Source organism: Prauserella alba (assembly GCF_024171735.1).
Lineage (GTDB): Bacteria > Actinomycetota > Actinomycetes > Mycobacteriales > Pseudonocardiaceae > Prauserella > Prauserella alba.
The window spans coordinates 169722-186445 of the sequence record NZ_JAMTCH010000003.1 but is presented as its reverse complement, the minus strand read 5'-3'; the positions used below and the strand labels follow the sequence as shown (position 1 = coordinate 186445).

General features: G+C 66.6%; 8 protein-coding genes. 3 read left to right on the top strand and 5 right to left on the bottom strand.

Translation table 11 applies throughout. From position 1 onward, the window contains the following. Positions 1–7: 7 nt before the first annotated feature. The 4 genes from LY12_RS00760 to LY12_RS00745 all read right to left on the bottom strand — a co-directional run bounded on the left by LY12_RS00760 (position 8) and on the right by LY12_RS00745 (position 4636). Positions 8–835, bottom strand: a complete 828-nt coding sequence (locus LY12_RS00760) for a sugar ABC transporter permease (protein WP_253852600.1) — start codon at positions 833–835, stop codon at positions 8–10. Then, complete coding sequence (locus LY12_RS00755; RefSeq protein WP_253852599.1) at positions 832–1824, bottom strand: carbohydrate ABC transporter permease; 993 nt, start codon at positions 1822–1824, stop codon at positions 832–834. Before LY12_RS00755 ends, LY12_RS00760 begins: the two co-directional genes overlap by 4 nt. Next, entirely contained in the window at positions 1821–3131 is a 1311-nt protein-coding gene (locus LY12_RS00750; protein ID WP_253852598.1) for an extracellular solute-binding protein, read from the bottom strand. The genes LY12_RS00755 and LY12_RS00750 overlap by 4 nt, the downstream gene beginning before the upstream one ends. A 92-nt stretch (positions 3132–3223) precedes the next feature. Continuing rightward, entirely contained in the window at positions 3224–4636 is a 1413-nt protein-coding gene (locus tag LY12_RS00745; protein ID WP_253852597.1) for an alpha-amylase, read from the bottom strand. Positions 4637–4931: 295 nt separating this feature from the next. Between LY12_RS00745 and LY12_RS00740 the strand changes: the two genes are divergently transcribed. From LY12_RS00740 to LY12_RS00730, 3 genes are all read left to right on the top strand, one after another. Then, positions 4932–6023: an ABC transporter ATP-binding protein gene (locus LY12_RS00740; protein WP_253852596.1), complete on the top strand. Its 1092-nt coding sequence runs from the start codon at positions 4932–4934 to the stop codon at positions 6021–6023. A gap of 201 nt (positions 6024–6224) precedes the next feature. Continuing rightward, positions 6225–12224 carry an anti-phage protein ProA gene (gene proA / locus LY12_RS00735; RefSeq protein WP_253852595.1) on the top strand — a complete coding sequence of 2000 codons (6000 nt, stop codon included), beginning with the start codon at positions 6225–6227 and terminating at the stop codon, positions 12222–12224. Further along, the gene (locus LY12_RS00730; protein WP_253852594.1) at positions 12224–14440 is read left to right on the top strand and encodes a DEAD/DEAH box helicase; all 2217 of its coding nucleotides are present in this window, start codon (positions 12224–12226) and stop codon (positions 14438–14440) included. Before proA ends, LY12_RS00730 begins: the two co-directional genes overlap by 1 nt. Here the strand turns inward: LY12_RS00730 and LY12_RS00725 are convergent. Beyond that, on the bottom strand, positions 14433–16721 hold the full coding sequence (locus LY12_RS00725) for a GmrSD restriction endonuclease domain-containing protein (RefSeq protein WP_253852593.1): 2289 nt from the start codon (positions 16719–16721) through the stop codon (positions 14433–14435). The genes LY12_RS00730 and LY12_RS00725 overlap by 8 nt on opposite strands. Positions 16722–16724: the final 3 nt, after the last annotated feature.

Below are 16724 nucleotides of genomic sequence, written 5' to 3'. Positions count from 1 at the left end.
CGAACTCCTAACTCTTGACTCCGCCGGCGGTGAGACCGGCGACGAGATGGCGCTGTACCAGGAAGAACACGGCCGCGGTCGGCAGCATCACGAGGACCGAACCGGCGGTGAGCAGGCCCCATTCGGCCTTGAAGTCACTGACGAACGTGGCCATCCCGATCGGCAGCGTGTAATGACCCTCGCTCTGCATGAACACGCTCGCGAACGCGACCTCGCCCCACGCCGTGATGAACGAGTAGAACACCGTCACCGAGATACCGGGCCGGGCCAGCGGGACGATCAGCCGCCAGAACGTGCCCAGCGGGCTGAGCCCGTCGATGCGGCCCGCCTCGTCGATCGAGACGGGAATCGTGTCGAAGTAGCCCTTGAGCATCCACGCGCAGTACGGCACGGCGATCGTGCACTGCGCGAGGATCAGCCCGCCGTACGAGTCGAGCAGGCCGAGGTCCGACATCACGTTGTACAACGGCACGATCAGCACGGCGGCGGGGAACATCTGCGTCACCAGGAACGTCCACATGAGAGGCCGCTTCCCCGGGAACCGCATGCGCGAGGCCGCATAGCCGGCACTGGCCGCGATCAGCACACCGAGCACGGTGGTGCCCGCCGCGACGACCAGCGAGTTGCCGAACCATGTCAGGAACCGCGTTTCGCCGAGAACCTGGGTGTAGTTGGAAACGCCCAGCGTGCCGAGCTTCTCCGGCCGGGTCCACGTCGCGCGGTCGGTCTTGAGCGAGGTGAGCGCGACCCACGCCACCGGGAACACGGCGATGACGCTGGCGAACACCAGTGTGATGTGCAGCCCCGCCGATGCCTTCCAGCTGCGCGTGCTCATCCGAACACCTCCTCGGACTGCTTGGCGAGCCAGCGCTTGTAGAAGAACGCGAACACCACCAGCATCGAGGCGATCAGCGCGCCGTACGTCGCTGCGCCCGAATAGTCACGGATGCCTTGGAACGCGCGCTCATACGCCTCCGTGACCAGGATGTTCGTGGATCCTCCCGGGCCGCCGCCGGTCAGCAGCGCGATCACGGGGAACTGGTTGAACGTCCAGATCGTGCCGAGCAGGATCACCGTGCCCGACACCGGCCGCAGGCCCGGCAGTGTCACTGCGCGGAACTGCTGCCACGCCGTCGCACCGTCCATTTCGGCCGCCTCGTACAGGTCCTTCGACACGGTCTGCAGCCCGCCGAGCAGCGCGACCATCATGAACGGCACGCCGAGCCAGACGTTCACCATGATCACCGAGATCTTGGCCGCCAACGGTTCGCCGAGCCAGTTGACGGCGTCGATGCCGAACAGTCCGAGCACCGAGTTGGCGACGCCGCCCTGCTCGTTGAGGATGAGCCGCCAGCCGAACGCCGCGACGAACGGCGGCACTGCCCACGGCAGGATCAGCAGCATCCGATACAACCCGCGCAGCCGCATCGCACGGTTGAGCAGCAATGCGAGCCCGAGACCGATCGTGAAGTGCAGTGTCACGCAGGCAACCGTCCACTGGACCGTCCACAGTAGCCGCGAGTAGAACGCACCGTCCGAGCCGGAGAGCACGTCGATGTAGTTCTCGAACCCCACGAACGAGTACGTCGCCGGGATCTCGTTGACACCGATCGTGCGGCCGCTGTTCATCTCGGTGGCATCCGTCAACGACAGGTAGATGCCTTTGACCAGGGGGAACATCACGAGTGCGCCGATCACGACCACCACCGGGGTGACCATGGCCCACGCGTACCAGTGACGCGTCAGCAGTCCGCGCACCCGGCGCCGGGGTGGCGGCACCGGCGGCGCCACCCCGGCCTGCGGGCGGGTAGTGGATGTCGTCATGACTGGAAGCCGGGCACTGCGCCCTTCGCCTTTCGCTGCGCCTGCTCAAGACCGTCCGCGACGGGCGTCTGACCGCCCATGATCTGCTCGTAGAAGGGCGTGAACATGTCGTAGAGATCGCCCGCCCCCGGTGCCGAGGGCCGCGGCTTCGCCGACTCCATCGGCCCCTGGAACTGGGAGACCACCTGGTTGTCCTTGACGCCCGGCATGTCGTAGACGGACTCCCGGGTCGGCAGCGTGCTGTTCTCCTTCGCCACCAGGGCCTGGCTTTCCGGCGAGTTCATGAACTTCACGAACAGGTAGGACGCGGCCAGGTCGGGCGAACCGGCGTACACCGTGAGGTTGTGGCCGCCGACGGGCCCTCCCCTGCCCTCGGGACCACCGGGAACCGTGGCGACACCGAGGTTTCCGGGGTCGGAGTACGCGCTGCCGGTGAGGATGTCCGACACCGACCACGGCCCGTTGAGCATCATGGCGACGTCGCCGCTCTTGAAGCCGTCGAGCATGTTGGTGTACTTGTTCGCGCTGGTGTCGGTCGTGCCGACACCGCGGGCGGACAGCTCCTTCGAGGTCTCGACCGCGCTCTTCATCGCGGGGCTGTCGAGGGTGATGCGCTTGGTGCCGGTGTCGACGACGTCGCCGCCCTCGCCGTAGAGGAACGGCAGGAGGAAGTACGAGTCGGCGTTGATGAAGATGCCGGTGGTGCCGGGCTCCTTCCGTTCGATCTTCTTCGCCACCGTCTCGACCTCGTCCCAGGTCTTCGGCGGTTCCTGCACGCCTGCCTCGGCGAAGAGCTTCTTGTTGTAGAGCAGGCTGAGGGTGTCGGTGACCTCCGGGACCCCGTAGGTCTTGCCCTGGTACTCGTTGCTCTTCATCGGCGTCGGCAGGTAGTCGTCGGCGCCGTCGAGCGCGGGCGTGCCGTCGAGCGGCTGGAGGTACCCGAGCGCGGCGAAGGTCGGCGTCCATCCGACGTCGGCACGCATCACGTCCGGTGCGCCGTCGCCCGACTGCGCCGCGGTCTTGAACTTGTCGTCGGCACCGTCGAAGGGCACGTTGACGTACTCGACGTCGATCTTCGGGTACTTCTTCTCGAATCGCTTGACCAGTTGCTTGAAGGCCGGCGACTCGTTGGTTGCGTCCGAGGTGTCCCACCACGTGACGGTGCCGGACACGGACTGCGGGTCGTTGGCCGCCTTCGCTGCGGCGTCGCTCTGGTCCGTGCCGCCCCCGCCGCAACCGGCCAGGGTCAGTGCGGTGACCGCGGCGAACGCCGTCGCCATGCGGGTCGCTGGTGTAGCTCGCGTCATGGTTCTCCTCGTTGAGACCGGTGGGGTCCGGAATTACCCGGGAGGCTAATCAGCCGATGACCGCTCCTGCAAGTACTTGCAGAAACTTTCAGTCACCTATGGAAAGCGACGGCGTCCTTGGCTTCGAGCGTGATCCGCGTCCAGCCGTCGGCGTTGACGGTGTACTTCTCGCACCCGTCGTGCACGTCGTCGCAGTAGGTTCCGGCAGGCAGGCCTGTGTCGAACCAGCGCGTGACCTCCTCGTCCGAGTTGTTGATGGTCACGAAGCCCTTGTCGCCGCGGTTGAACGCGATCAGGTTCGCGCCGTCACTCCACCAGTTCTGCACCTGCGTGCCCTTGACGGCGTTGTGCCAGCCGACCATGCCGAGGATCGCCGGGTCGTGGGTCGTGCAGGTCCACGCCTCGTCGCTGCAGTCGACGTCGGTGACGGTGCCGTCGGCGTTCGACGGCGGCGCCTGGTCGCGACCGGAAAAGGTGAATCCGGCGAACACCTGCGGCGTGCCGTGGTCCCAGGCCAGCGAGAAGACGTTGGCCAGCAGGTAGGTCCTGCCGTCCTTGTACGACAGGGTGCTGCCGTCGCGCTCGGTGTCGTGGTTGTCGACGAACGCCACCGAGTCGGCACTCGGCTGCATGCCCCACGACTCGCCGAAGGTCCGCAGGTCGGCGATGGTGCCGCGGAACTGCTCGGCGAGCTTGCGCCCGTAGGTGAATTCGAGCAGGTCACCGTTGCTGCGGTAATCGTCGAGGTCCACCGCACCACCCGGGATGACCTCCTGGTACACGTACGGATCGCCGTCCAGCCGGCTCGTGATCGCCGCGATGTCGCCCGCGGGGATGTGCTTGGCGGCGTCGATACGGAACCCGTCGACACCCATCGAGATCAGGTCGTTGAGGTAGCTCGCGATCTCGTCGCGCACGTACTCGTCGCCCGTGTCGAGGTCGGCGAGGCCGAGCAGCTCGCAGTTCTGCACTTCGGCGAGGTCGTCGTAGTTCTCCACCTCGCCGCTCGGATTCGGGCAGTCGTCGGGATGGTGGTGGAAGTCGCCGACCGAGTACCTGCCGTCGTAGGTGTACTTGTCCGGGAACGTCGTGCCGCCGTAGCCGGTACCACCGGAATCCTGGCCGGTCATGTGGTTGATGACCGCGTCGACGTACACGTCGACACCTGCCGCGTCACAGGCCTCGACCATGGCCGCGAAGTCGGCCCGGTCGCCGAGTCTGCTGGTCAGGTCGTAGCTGACGGGCTGATAGACGTCCCACCACGGATGGTTCTCGACCGAGGCCGACTCGGCGGGCGGCGACACCTGGACACCGCCGAAACCGCCGGGGCCCAGGTTGTTCGTGCACTCGGCCGCGACCGAGTCCCAGTTCCACTGGAACAGGTTCGCGATGACGTCCTCGTCCGGATCACCGGGAGGAGCGGCTGCGACGGGGCCGGCCGTTCCGGCGGTGAGACCGGCCGCGAGTATTGCCGTGGACAGGATTGCGGGCAGGCGGGATCGCACGAGACCTCCAGCGTTCGCAGGGAGCGGATGGCCGAGGAGCCCGGGTTCTCCTCGCTGAGACGCGCCTCGAGCACAGCAGAGTGACCGGCCGGGCAAGCGAAGTCAAGACTTGCATGAAAGTTTCATTCACCGTATACAGTCTCATCGGTATCCGGTTCGGCGTCCGGCTGCAGCATGCGGTGTCGTGCGGCCTTTCCGGCGCGTGGCCGGGCGGCAACGTCCGCAGGCGGCCGACCCGCGGCCGGATCCGACGTCGGCCGACGAGGTCCGGCGCCCACGGCGAAGGGTGATTTCCATGGCAGAGGTCAGTTACCGGCGCGCATCGCGGCTGTATCCGGGTTCACCCCCGGTACGGGCGGTCGACGAACTGGATCTGGCGGTCGCCGACGGCGAGTTCCTCGTTCTGGTCGGCCCGTCGGGGTCGGGAAAGTCGACGGCGTTGCGCATGCTCGCGGGACTGGAGGAGGTCGACGAGGGCGCCATCCACATCGACGACCGCGACGTCACCGATGTTCCGCCGAAGAACCGCGACATCGCGATGGTGTTCCAGTCCTATGCGCTGTACCCGCACATGACGGTCGCCGAGAACATGAGCTTCGCGTTGAAGCTCAAGGGAGAGTCCAAGTCCGCCATCACCGAACGGGTACGGCACGCGGCCGACCTGCTCGAGCTGACGCCGTACCTGGACCGTAAGCCGAAGGCCCTCTCGGGCGGGCAACGCCAGCGGGTCGCGATGGGACGGGCGATCGTCCGCGAGCCGTCGGTGTTCCTCATGGACGAACCACTGTCCAATCTGGATGCGAAACTGCGTATCGAGACCCGCGCCAACATCGCCTCACTGCAGGATCGGCTCGGCACCACCACGATCTACGTCACGCACGATCAAGTCGAGGCGATGACGATGGGACATCGCGTGGCGGTACTCAAGGACGGCACGCTGCAACAGTGCGACACCCCGCGCAACCTCTACGAACGTCCCGTCAACGCCTTCGTCGCCGGGTTCATCGGATCGCCGGCGATGAACCTGAAGACGGTCGCGGTCGGCGACGACGGTGCACATCTCGACGGGCTCAGTGTTCCGCTGCCGCGCGCCACGTTGGCATCCTCGGGTGACACCCTGACTCTCGGTGTCCGGCCCGAATCGTTGCGGCTGGCCGGTGCCGGCGAGGACGGCGCGGCGATGACGGTCGAGCTCGTCGAGGAACTCGGCGCGGACGCGTACGTGCACGGCACGGTGCGTGTCGGCAAGGAGCCCGAACGGTTCGTCGTCCGTGTCGACGGGCGCACCCCACCGAAGCTCGGCGAGACCGTCCAGGTCGCGATCACCAGCCCCGACGAGGTGCACGCGTTCCACTCCGACACCGGACTACGACTGCCGACCGGATGAGCGACCGCGTACCGCGCGGCGGACACGACGATCAGAGTCACGTCGAGCGGGGACCGTCACCGGGCGGAGATGGAGAAATCATCACAGAACGCTGAAGACCCGGACACAGTGAATAACAGCCGGTAGGCGCCGCGCGATGTACTGCGCAGGGCCGGACCACGGCCAGAAGCATGGCCGCGGGCCGAAGGAGAGATGCCCTCGATGACGGTGACGCAGCGGAACACGGCCGCAGCGCAGGACGGCCGGTTGAGCGTGGAACTGGCGTTCCCTCCTGCGATCAACTACGCGCTCGTGCACAACGACGTGCCGCTCGCACGCTATCTCCGAGTGGAGAACCTGACCGACGAGGACCTTCCCGGGATCGACGTGCGGGTCGAGCTGCTGGGCCCGGACGGACAGATCGCGACGTGGCATCGCACGATCCCCCACTTGCACGCCCGATCCGAGGTGCTCAGAGTCGACTTCGCCGATCTCGCTCCCGGCCCCGATGCCGTCGGAGCAGCCGACGAGGCGTATCCCGTGCACTACCGGGTCCTGGTGCGCGCCGGCGGCACACGGCTGCGGGCCGAGGCCCGCTCGCGTGTACTCGCTCGCAACGAGTGGTTCAATGCGCCGTCGTTGTACGAATCAATCGCGGCGTTCGTGCAGCCCAACACGGCCTCGGTCGACCACGTGCTGCGAAGTGCTCGTGACCTGCTCGAACGCGAGACGGGTTCGAGCTCGCTGGAGGGATACCAGGCGGGCCGGCAGCGCGCAGCACAGATCGGCGGGGCGGTCTACGAGGCGCTGCGCGCGCAGCGCATCAGCTACGTGGGTCTGCCGGCTTCGTTCGAAGACACCGGCCAGAAGGTGCGCACCACGGCCGACGTGCTCGGCGGCCAGCTCGGCAACTGCCTGGATCTGTCGGTCACGTACGCGGCCTGCCTGGAACAGGCGGGCCTTCATCCGCTGATCTGGATTGTGTCCGGTCACGCGTTCGCCGGCTTCTTCCTGGAAGAGGAACGACTTCCGGAGACAGTGTCGCTCGACCCGAACCACATGATCAATCTGATGGAGTCGCGGCGGGCGCTTGCCGTCGAACTGACCGGTATCGGCCCGGGAACCGGGTCGAAGGACTACGCCGAGGCTCTCCGTGCAGGAACGGCACAGTTCAGGTCACGCGAGCACCTGTACGGGATGGTCGACGTCGCGCTCACACACCGAACTGCCATCAAGGCACTCCCCTCTGATGATCGCCGCACGTCCTCGGGGCCGGCCGATGCCGAGGGGTCCGTGCAGTCGCATACGCTCGCGCTGCCCGATGAACTGGTGGGTTCGGGCACCTTCGACGTCGAACAGAACCTGGCATCGAGGGAGGACGCCACCGACCAGGCACCGGAGCGCATCAAACGGTGGCGCAAATCGCTGCTCGACCTGAGCCTGCGAAACCCCTTGCTGAAGCTGCCGGCACGCGGCAAGGGCCTTGACCTGCACGTGCCACACGACACCCTGGCAGCATTGGACGACCTCGTGCACAGCGGCAAGCCGGTCCGCATCGTCCCGGAAGACCGTGTCGGCGGTGTCCAGCAGCTGAGCGGTGTGAACACCGTCCGCGACCTGCCCGACGAAAGCGTCGCCGACGAACTCGAACGTGACCACCGCATCTACGGCCGAGTGCCGGACGGCCGCTACATCGCCAAGATGCGCGAATTGCAACGCGAGGCGCGCACGATCCAGCAGGAAACCGGGAGCAACTACCTCTATCTCACATTCGGCACCCTGGTGCACCCGGGAGCGTCCGGTGAGGCACACGCGCCCCTCTTCCTGCTCCCGGTGCGCATCGAGGGCGGCAGCGGCCGTTCCCCGTACACGATCGTCGCTGATGGTGACGAGATCTCCGCCCCGAACTACTGCCTCATCGAATGGCTGCGGGTGAAGCACGGGGTGCGGATTCCCGAACTCGAGAACCCACCGCTCGACGAGGACGGTATCGACATCGTGCGCTCGTTCGAGGCAATCCGCAGCAGCCTCGTCGAGAACGACCTGCACTACCGGTTGGACGAGCGGGCAAGCCTGCGGTTATTGCAGTTCTCCACCTTCCAGATGTGGCGTGATCTCACCGATCACTGGGAACGCTTCATGACCAACCCGATCGTGCGCCACCTGGTGACCAAGCCCGGCCACCAGTTCGCCGACCCGGCAGCCACCACCGACGACAACGCGTTCGACGAGGCCGCACTGCAGCTGCCGATCCCTGCGGACGGCTCGCAGATGCGTGCGATCACGATGGCGGCCAAGGACCGCTCCTTCGTACTCGAAGGCCCACCCGGGACCGGCAAATCGCAGACCATCACGAACCTCATCGCCCATGCGCTGCGCAGCGGCAAAAGGGTGCTGTTTGTGGCGGAGAAACAGGCGGCGCTGGACGTGGTCAAGCGCAGGCTGGGCACGATCGGTCTCAGCGATTTCTGTCTGGACCTGCACGGCCGCAAGCAGTCGTTGGCGAGCATCCGAGAACAGCTGAACACCGCGCGCGAACGCACGGTGCAGGACGACGAACACGGCTGGGCGGCCGCCGAGGCTCGCTATCGGCAGAACGTGCGAGCGCTACGGGACTACCCACGACGACTGCATGAGGAGAACGCGGCCCGGTTCTCCGCGTGGTCGGCCTATGCGGCGACCACCGCACACGGCGACGGCCCGACCGCGCCGGTGCCACCCGAGATCATGGGCCTGGACGAGCAGCGACGTCAGGCCGTGTCTGCAACCGTGGCAGAACTACCCGCAGCCGCCGAAGCCGCACGGCTCCGTGCGCAGCACCCGTGGTCACTCAGCGGACACCGTACGGTCGACACGCTCAAAGTCGCTGAGTTGACAGCCGCGGCCGACGAACTCGAGACGGTCCGTGAACTGTTCCACCGACTGCCCGAACAGCTGCGCTCCGAGCTCACCCAGCTGTCCTCCCCCGTGTATGCGGGGACGGCACTGCCTTGCGCACGACTTGCGCGGCAGCACAGGTTGCCGGGCCAGCAGGCCACCTCCGCGACGACGCGCGAAAGGTGGGACGCCGCGGTCGGCGAGCTGCTCGCCGAGCTGGAAGGATTCCAGCGTCAGCATGCGGCCGTCCTCGCGACGTTTCGTCCGGAGGCCTTCGCGCATCCGGATTTGCCCGCATGGGTCACCGAGGCCGGCAACACCAACAAGGGCCTGTTCGGCAAGAAGAAGAAGCGCCGGCGCCTGGCCGAGCGGTTGCAACCGCATCTGCGCGAGGGCACCACCCTCGACCCGGAGGCCATCCGGCAAACCGTGACCGCAGCGGCCATGGCGCGGGATCACGCAGCAGTGCTGCACCAGCGGTTCGTGGCCGTGCCGGGGCTGGAACTGCCATTCGAATGGTCCCCCGCACAGTCGGATGCGATCGCCGTGGTGGAGCGGCGGCGCGACGCCCTGGTCGCCGGCCGCGAGCTTCGAGCGCACTCCGCGGGTCTGTGGCAGGCGTTGCACGAGCTCGGCAGGCACGCGCCGGTGGCCGAGCTGGAGCGTTTCGTCAAGGCGTGGGGAAACTGGTTCCGCCTTCTCACTCCGGGCACCGAGGAGCTTCGCCGCTGGTGCTCCGGGCGATCGTGGCCGGAGGCGTGGAACGCCGACGGGCCGCGTTGGCGCGAGGAACTGCGAACCCACGGGCTGCTGCCACTCCAGCGGTGGGGCGCCGTCCTGGCCCATACGGATCTGCTGACGGGCGCCGGGCTCACGGACTTCTGCGAGCAGATTCTGACCGGGGCGCTGCCGGCGCACGAGCTGGAGGTCGCGTACCTACGCGGTCTCGCGGGAACGGCATTGCGCGAACGGCTGCAGACCAGCCAGCTCGAGTACTTCGATACGGACACGCACGAGCACCACGTCGACGAGTACCTTCGGTTCGGGGGCGAGCTCGAGAAGCTGCTGCCCACGCGGCTCGCGAGCGAGCTGCTCGCTCGGCGCCCGCGGCTCGACGGAGACCGGGAGTTCCTCCGGCACATCACGACTTCCCGTCGAGGTGCGAACCGGCTGTCCTTCCGCCAGCTGCTTGCCAAGTACCCGGACGAGATCACCGGGCTCACTCCGTGTTTCCTCATGAGCCCGGCGTCCGTGGCGAACTTCCTGCCCCCGGGAGCCGTGGAGTTCGACCTGGTGGTCTTCGACGAGGCATCGCAGATCCGCGTCGCACAAGCCGTCGGCGCTATGGGCCGCGCGCGGTCGGTGGTCGTTGTCGGCGACTCGAAGCAGATGCCGCCGAGCAGCATCATGGAAGCCGGCCACGGCGAGGGGGACGAGGAGGCCGCAGCCGTCGCAGACGGAGCCGACGATGCGGTACCGGCCGATCTGGACAGCATTCTCGAGGAGTGCGTCGAATCCGGATTAGACCGGGAATGGCTGTCCTGGCACTACCGCAGCAGCGACGAGTCACTGATCGCCTTCTCGAACCAGCACTACTACGAGAACAAGCTGCACACGTTGCCTGCGCCGGGAAGTTGGCCGCACGCCGGCATCACCTGGCGTCGTCTCGACGGCGCCTACGATCGAGGCGGCACTCGTACGAACGTGGTCGAGGCACGGGCAATCGCGGACCAGATCGCCGCGCTGCTCGCGGATCCCGTGACGTCCGAACGTTCGATCGGGGTGGTCACGTTCAACGTCCCGCAGCGCGACCTCGTGCTGAATCTCCTGGAGGACAGCGACGATCCGAACGTTCAATACGCATTGTCGCGGGAAGACGAGCCGCTGTTCGTGAAGAACCTCGAGAACGTCCAGGGCGACGAGCGGGACACCGTCCTGTTCACACTGGCGTTCTCCCGCAACCCGGACACGGGGCAGTTGCCGCTGAACTTCGGTCCGCTCAACAACGCCGGAGGCGAACGGAGACTCAACGTCGCCGTCACCCGTGCTCGGGAGCAGGTGATGTTGTTCAGCTCGTTCGATCCGCACGACATCGATCTGGCCCGGAGCAATGCGACCGGCATACGGCACCTGCGGGCCTACCTGGAGCTGGCCGCGGGCGGGTTCGATCAGTTCGGCGGCATCGAGGCGAGCGATCCACGGGCGGACGATCGCATTCTCAGTGAGGTCGCGGACGCGGTCCGGGCACGTGGGTACGAGGTCGCCACGAACGTCGGCCTGTCACAGTTCACTGTCGACATTGCCGTCCGGCACGCCGATTCCCGACGCTGGCAGGTGGCGGTGCTGTTGGACGGCCCGGAATGGGCGTCGCGGCTCACGGTGGCGGACCGGGACCGCGCACCACAGCTGCTCGGAGCGAAGATGCGGTGGCCGTCCACCGTGCGCGTATGGCTGCCCGCCTGGGTACGGGAACGTGCGGCTGTGCTGGAGCGCATCGACGAGGCGATCGCCAGGTCAGAGCCGGACGCCACAGCGGTGCGGTCGGATGCCGGTGTGGGTGGCGCGAAAGGGAGTGAGGCCGGGGTCCCCACCTCCGCCGATCCGGACGCGCCACCGGTGAAGGCTGCGGTTCCGACACTGCGCGAAGCGGCGGTCCAGGACGGACCCTACGGCGACTCGGACGGAGCGTCGCCCACGCATATACAGGCGCCGGGCAGTCTGCCCGCAGACCGCGAAGCCGTCGTCAACAGTGCGACCACCGAGGCGCCGCAACCCCAGCGCGCCGCCCTAGCGTCCGAGGCCGGCGTGCCCTTCGTGCCGTACGAGCCCAGGCCCGTAGGGGTGAAGGAAGACCTCGACCGACTCGGCTCCGACGCGGCCGTGCAGCGACAGCTCGAGGAGATGTTCGTCGAGGTCACCAACTTCGAGGGCCCTGTCGAGATCAACAGACTGGCGAAGAAGGCGCTGCACTGCTTCGGTCTGGGACGCGTGCGGGAGAACCGGGTACTCGAGGCGCTGGAACACCTTCCCTCGGCCCTGCGAACCGAGCGCAGCCCGGTCGGGATCCACGTCTGGCCGGCAGACCTGGATCCGCACACCTGGCGAGGCTTCCGCGAAACCCAACGGTCGAGCGACCGGGCGGTTCAGGAGATCGCCCCGCACGAGATCATCAATGCGATCCGCCACGCGTCCAATACCGGCGGACCGGGTGAGCGGGTTCTGCGCGAAGCCCTCAGATTGCTCGGGCACACCAAGATGACGGAGGCTGTCGAAGACCACATTGTCCGGGTGCTCGACTTCGGCGTCGGGGAAGGCCTTCTGCCGAGCAGTCTGGGGCGGCGATGATGGCGGAAGTGTCAGCTGAGGCACTGGACGCGGCCAAGGCCAAGGTCGGCAAGCCCGCCAAGCACACGTTGGCCGCAGTCCGGAGCTTCACGGAACGCGCCGAAGCACTGCTGGCCACGCCCGCGACTCTGCGGGCGAATGTCCGGCACCAGGTGGCGGTCCTCACCGATCAACGCGTGCAGGCAGAGCTGCAGCGCAGGCCGGTCGCCGAGCTGCGTGACCTCGTCGGGCGGGGCGCGCGGCTGAACACGGTGGCCGAAGCGGGCTTCGCCTCCGTGGCGCAGATTCTCGCCTCGGGCCCGCAGCGAATCCAGGCCGTGCCCGGGATCGGCCCGCAGACCGCACAACAGGTAGTCGGAGCCGCGCAGCGATTCGCGGCGCAGGTCACCGAACAGACACAGTTCCGATTCGACCCGGACCGAAAGGACCCGGCACAGGCACAGTTGCTCGCCACCCTCATGGCGCTGAGGCACGCCGACAGCGCGGTCACCACGTTGGAACCGCAGCTCCGCCAGCTCACCGCCCAAACCGCTCCCCTGGTGTCCGACGCGGAACCGACCACGAGCCGGCCTTCGATGCTGTTCCGCGGAAGCGCGAAGAAGCACGCCGCGCTGACGGCCCTCGCACAGTTGGACGCCGTGCTGGCCGATCCGCGGGTGGCGTCACTGCACCGGACCCTGGAGTCGCAAGAACGTGCCACCGACCCGAGCTCGTATCCCGAATGGCAGGCATGGGACGAGTACACGTCCGACGCCGCATCGTTCAACGCGTTACTCTCCACGCTCGGTGGTGCCGGCGAAGGTGACGACACGGAGGCCGCGCAGGGGTTCATCCCGGCCGAGCTGCGCCAGGAGATCAGCGCCGTCCCGTTGGACACAGGTCTGCTTACGGCGACGTTGCGCGGCTACCAGGCGTTCGGCGCCCAATACGCGATCCATCAGAAGTTCTCGATCCTCGGCGACGAGATGGGACTCGGCAAAACGGTGGAGTCGCTGGCCGTGCTCGCGCATCTTGCAGCACGGGGACAGCGCCGGTTCCTGGTGGTGTGCCCGGCAAGCGTCCTGGCGAACTGGACGAACGAAATCGCCAAACACAGTCGCTTGACCGCGCACACTCTGCACGGTTCCGGACGGGACGCCACCACGCGGACGTGGCTGCGTGACGGCGGCGTGGCGGTCACGACGTTCGACACGCTCGGCAGACTCGACGGGATCACCGAGGCTGACGTCGCGATGATGGTGGTGGACGAGGCACACCTGGCGAAGAACCCGACGACCAAACGCTCGCAGGCCGTCGCCGAGGCGGTGAACCACTCGCAGCGTGCGATGTTCCTGACCGGCACTCCTATGGAGAACCGGGTCGAGGAGTTCCGCAACCTGGTGTCGTACCTGCAGCCCGCGATCGCGAAGGGCATTGACGCCACGGACGCCGTGGCCGGGGCGAAACGGTTCCGGCGTGCCGTGGCACCGGTCTACCTTCGCCGAAATCAGGAGGACGTACTCACGGAGCTACCGGACAAGATCGAGGTCGAGGACTGGGTCTACTTCACTCCGGCCGACAACGCCGCCTACAACGCGACCGTGCAGTCCCGCAACCTAATGCAGATGCGTCAGGCCGCGTTCCACGCCGAGAACTCCGCGAAGCTCGAACGGTTGGCGGAGATCGCCGACGAGGCTTGTGAGGACGGGCTGAAGATGGTGGTTTTCTCGAACTTCCTGCACGTGCTCGACCGGATCGGTAACCAGCTCGGCTCGCGTGCGATGGGTCCGATCACCGGTTCCGTGCCGCCCCAGGTTCGGCAGCAGATCGTGGACGAATTCGCACGGCGCGACGGGCACGCCGTGCTGCTGCTGCAGATCGAGGCGGGCGGCCAGGGACTCAACATCCAGGCCGCGTCCATTGTGGTCATTGCCGAACCGCAGTGGAAGCCGAGCACCGAGGAGCAGGCCGTGGCCCGTGCCTACCGCATGGGCCAGGTCAGGAAGGTCCAGGTGCACCGGCTACTCGCGAAGGGCAGCGTAGACGAGCGGCTTCGCGAGGTTCAGGAGGAGAAGAGCCTGCTGTTCGCGGAGTTCGCCCGCAGGAGCGAGGCGAAGGAGGCGGACGCCCGCGCGGTGGACACACGCGAGCACCGCCCCGACAGCCTCGACGACAACGCTGTGCCTTTGGAACAACGCATCGTCATGGCCGAACAGCACCGGCTGGGCATCAGCTGACGGCGCCGCCGGGGACGGGATAGCCGAATTGGTCCAAACGCTTGCGCGCAGCGTTGATTTCCTGCTCTGTGAACAGCTCCTCGAACTGCGGCTGGGTGACAAGAGCTTCGACCGTGAGGTCGAGCCTGCCCCGCTCCCACAGCGCAGCGAAGCCATCCGACACAGCCGGTGAGCCGAGAAGTTTGCGGGCGGTTTCCAGAGGGCCGAGTTCAGAGAGCATGCTGCGGAAGTAGGTCGCCGCGTAGTTGGCCTCCGTCCGGCTCCGTTCGTGCAGCTCTAGCATTTCTGCACCAAACTCGGTGGCACTCTCAGATTCCGTGATGGACCCGTCCGGCTCCTCTGCGGCACCGTCATCCGATTCGACGCCAGCCGCACTGTCGCTCCTCCGTTGCACGAACCCGAGCAGCGCGTCGACCGAGGTGAACACCTCGTAGCCGAGTTCCTCGAGTCGCGGCAGATCAGCGGCCTCCGCGTCGAGTTCCAGAATCACCGGTTCACCCTGACCGGGCTGCAGTCCCTCGGGCCAGTAGGCCTCTGCCATCGCCAAGGCGCGTCCGGACTCCGGGTCAGCGATCTCCGTGTCGGTGATGGGCTTGACGCACCCGAGCCGGACCATCTCCTCGATCATGTCCCGTACCTGCGCGTCCCGAGCGTCGGTCTCGTCCCCGGTCGATACCGCGAGTGGCTGTAGTCGCTGGCCAGCGTGTTGCGATGTGCCCTCGCGAAGCTGGGACAGGAAGCCCTGCGCCGCGCCGGCGAGCAGTTCCTTGCGCGCTTCGAGGAAGTCTTCGTACCGATCGACGTGCCACAGTTCCGTATCCTGCGGGATCCATTGCGAAGCCAGCACCCCCGGATGCTTCGACTCCGCCTCGGGGAAATACTCGGCCGGGTTCCTCTTGCCCACGGCCAAGTTGCTGTTCTGGGTCAGGAAGCAGAAATTGGCGATCGAGTTAACCAAGCTGCGGGGGTACCCGGCTTCGTACAGGAGCGCCTTCGGGAAGATGTGATGCACCTGCAACGACGACAGTCTGCCGAGCATCTCCGCCTTCAGTTCAAGTCCCGTCCCGAGGTCGCGAGCCCCGTTGACCCGAGTCAGCAGATACAGCAGCGGGTAGAACCGCGATCCCGTCGTGGATCCGCCGAAATCATGCGGTTGCACGTCGAGATTTCCACCACGCCACCGTTCAAGTGAACGGATCAGGCCATCCACGCCCTCCCGCTGTGCGGTGTCGAAGTCGTGGTTGAGGTAGGTCTCTGTGGAACCGGCAAAACGCCCCCACAACGCCGAGTGCACGTACCAGTACAGAGCCTTGCCCTGTTCCTCACTGCTTGAGAACTGCCCGCCGTTCAGCGCAAGCAGCCGGCTGATCACCGGGAACGCCATGCGGCCCATCAACACTCGGTCATGGTCCAGGCCAAGACGGCTCGACACGACGTCCAGGCAGTGCCCGATATAGTCGGTCGAACTGGTCAGAGACTGACGGAACGTGGCCGCCGACACCGCGTCCAACGAGCTGAACTCGGCGCGGCTAGTGGCGACGCTCGTCGCGTTACGCAGCAGCCAATCCAGATTGAAGTTGAAGCCCGCCGATTCCCATTTCGCCAGGTGGTCACGCATGACGGTGCGGGCGTCCGGCCAGTCGGAACACAGCTTGGCCAGCGCAAGGTCGCCTTTCGTCAGCTTCGTGCCGCCCGAGTTGACACGGTTGAAGATGTCGACGACTTCGTCCGTCGACACGTTCTTCCCAGTGATCTTCTCCTCGTGGAAGTCGCGTTCGAGCAGGTTGCGCAGCCGCGTCAGGCGCTCCACGTAGGTCGGCAGGTTCTCCGGTTCCTTCTCACTGAAACCGCTCACGAACGCGGAGATGTCCTGTTGGAACAGCCGGGTCACTTCGATCCACCGATGGTCATCGGCCATGATGCTTGGTGCGTAGAACTTGAACTGCTCGTCGGCAACGTTGAAGTACAGGCCCGTGAACGCGTCTGGGTTTCCTTCGAAGAAGCGCGGCGGTTCACCCTGGATGATCCCGTAGAGCGAGGTAATCCGTTGCTGGCCGTCCAACAGGAGCAGGTGCGTGCCGGTTCCGGCCATGCTTCCTCGTACCGAAACGTCTTCAGCCGCCGTCTCCCACAGCAGCAGTCCGCCCACCGGGTGGCCGCGGTACAACGAGCGCATCAGACCACGCACCTGGTCGCGGTTCCAGACGTACCCACGCTGAAACTCTGGAAGCAGCATTGTGCCGGCTTCGACCTGGTCGATGATCATCCGCAGCTTGGCCATTGT